Source organism: Cupriavidus sp. 05T313 (genome assembly GCF_056396665.1).
The window spans coordinates 1-2335 of the sequence record NZ_JBFTLX010000456.1; the positions used below are offsets into that span (position 1 = coordinate 1).

General features: G+C 62.5%; 1 protein-coding gene and 1 pseudogene. One reads left to right on the forward strand and one right to left on the reverse strand.

The window, feature by feature from the left end; translation table 11 throughout:
- The coding region (locus tag AC1DKD_RS40705) for an IS66 family transposase (RefSeq protein ID WP_477144693.1) at positions 1-146 on the reverse strand (146 nt) is incomplete at its 3' end.
- Between the two features lie 125 nt (positions 147-271).
- Here AC1DKD_RS40705 and AC1DKD_RS40710 point away from each other — a divergent pair.
- Positions 272-2188 (forward strand): annotated as a pseudogene (locus tag AC1DKD_RS40710) (DUF4158 domain-containing protein); the annotation flags it as partial.
- Between the last annotated feature and the right edge of the window lie 147 nt (positions 2189-2335).

Consider the following 2335-nt stretch of genomic DNA (forward strand, 5'->3'; position numbering starts at 1 on the left):
CGCTCGAGGCGATTGTTGTCCGGCTCCAGGATACCGCTTTCGGTGTAGCGCACGAGGGCCTGCCAATGTCGCAGTGCATAGCCGAAGGCCTGCTCCAACGGCTGCCTGGCCAGCAGACCATGGGGTAGCTTTGATTTCGGTGCAATATGCGACGGTTCGCAAGCCCAGCAGCGACGCGGGTGCTCATCCCTAAGTTATTGATTTTTTGAGGTTTGCTGTTCGCTTCTGCTTGGCGTATCTTGTTTGGCCCAATGCACGGGAGGCGCACGAGATGCAAGGCTGGCAGAGCACCTTTTTGGGCGCGCGCGAGGTGCCGCGTGAACTCAGCAGTTTCGAGTTGCAGACGTTCTTCACATACAGCCACGCCGAGCATGAATTGATCGGGCGACGGCGCGGCCCAACGATGAAGCTGGGCCTGGCGCTGCACATTGGTTTTTTGCGCATGAGCGGCTGCCTATTGGATGCGTTCAGTATCCTGCCACCAGTACTGCTGCGCCACCTCGGCACCGAACTCGGCATCAATACGCCGGATCTGGCCTCCTTGCGGGCGCTCTACGCGCGTGGGCGAACGCTCTCCGACCATCAACTGCTGGCCTGCCAGACGCTCGGGTTTCGTTGGATAACGGTACATCAGCGTCGAGCCCTGGTGCGGGCGCTGCGTGACGAAGTGCTGCATTGCGCCGATCGGGACCGACTGCTGTCATATGCGCACCAGTGGCTGTATCAGCATCGACTGATCATCGTGCATGAGCGCGCCATCCGAAGCCTTGTCGCAGCGGCACTGACCGAGCTTGAGGCCGGTGCCTGCGCCTCGATCCATTCGGCGGTACCTCCCGCGACATGGCGACGATGGCTAGCCGCAATGGAGCAAGCGCGACCGGATGGTCAGCACGTCCAGAACTGGTTGTGGGCGGTCCCGGCGAAGCACTCGACGCGACAGTTCGCCGAAGTGCTCGAACGTATCGAGTGGCTAGTCGAGATTGGCGTCGACCGCCATCGTTTCGGTCTCAACGATGTTTTGGTGCGCCGTTTTGCACGTCGCTTGGCGGCGCGGTCCCCATCGCTCAGCGCACGAATTAAGGAGCCGGCACGCACCGTCGAGTTGGGCTGCTTCCTGCGATATTGCCTGCTCACTGCCACTGACCAACTGATCCTCATGTTTCAGCGCCGGGTGGCAGATCTATGGCGGCAGAGCGCGGAGGGTGTGAAGGCTCCCATTGACTGGGCCGCACAGTACCGGCAACTGCTCGACGAGGTGGCCAGCTTGAGTAGCGATGGGAGTATTCCAGATGCCGAGCTGCGCTCGCATCTGGCCCAGTTGGTGGCCGACAAGCGCACTCAGCGCACACCGAGCCGGTCGTCTGCGATCAGGCAGCGGCTGATCGATGCCATCAGGCCCGTACGCGCGTTACTGGTCGTCGTCGCCAAGCTGCCCTGGCAAGCCACCGGCGAACCCCCGGTAATTGACGCTCTGGGCAAGCTGCGCCACCTGTATGCGAAGGCCGTTCGAAGCTTACCCGATGACGTGACCGCCCCTTGCCTAGGGCCAGCCTGGCTCGATGCGATCAGCGGTGCCGATCGTGAGCGCGCCTTCCGGGCGCTTGAGGTCGCCACCCTGTTCGCCCTGCGCCGTGCCGTGCGCAACGGGTCGGTCTGGATCGAGCATTCGTTGAGCTTCCGAGGTCGCGAGAGTTTGTTCCTGCCAGCGGAGCGTTGGCAGGCTGAAGCTCGGCGCCACTATACGCGGCTGTCGCTGCCAGCCCAAGCTGCCGATTTTCTCGGACCGTTGCTTGAGCGCGTGCGCACAGGCATTGCCGCGGTCGCGGTAGCGACGCGCGCTGGCACGCTACGCGTCGATGACGAGTTGCACCTGGCACCGCTAGCGGCACAGGAAGAGGATCCCGAGGTCTCAAGGCTGCGGAGCCGCCTTGACCACCACATCGGCGATGTTCAGTTGCCGGAGGTCATCTTGGCAGTGGACGCCCAGACGCGCTTCAGCTGGATCATGCTCGGCCGCGAGCCCCGGTCTGCGCAGGAACTGTTGATGGTCTACGCTGGCATCCTCGCGCATGGCACGAGTCTGACGGCGGCCGAGTGTGCCAGGATGATTCCACAATTGTCAGCCACGAGCATACGTCACGTCATGCGCTGGGCGGGCGATGAGCGGCGACTGGTTCAGGCCTGTAAGGTGTAATAGCCTAGACTAAATCTGACAGTGGTTGGTTATCCATGCCGCCGCACATCGGTGCGAAGGGCGTAGCCCAGAGTGCCAGTGTGCGGCGGAATCCACAAGGAGTCCGCCATGACTCAGGAACAGAAAGTCATCCGTGCCAAG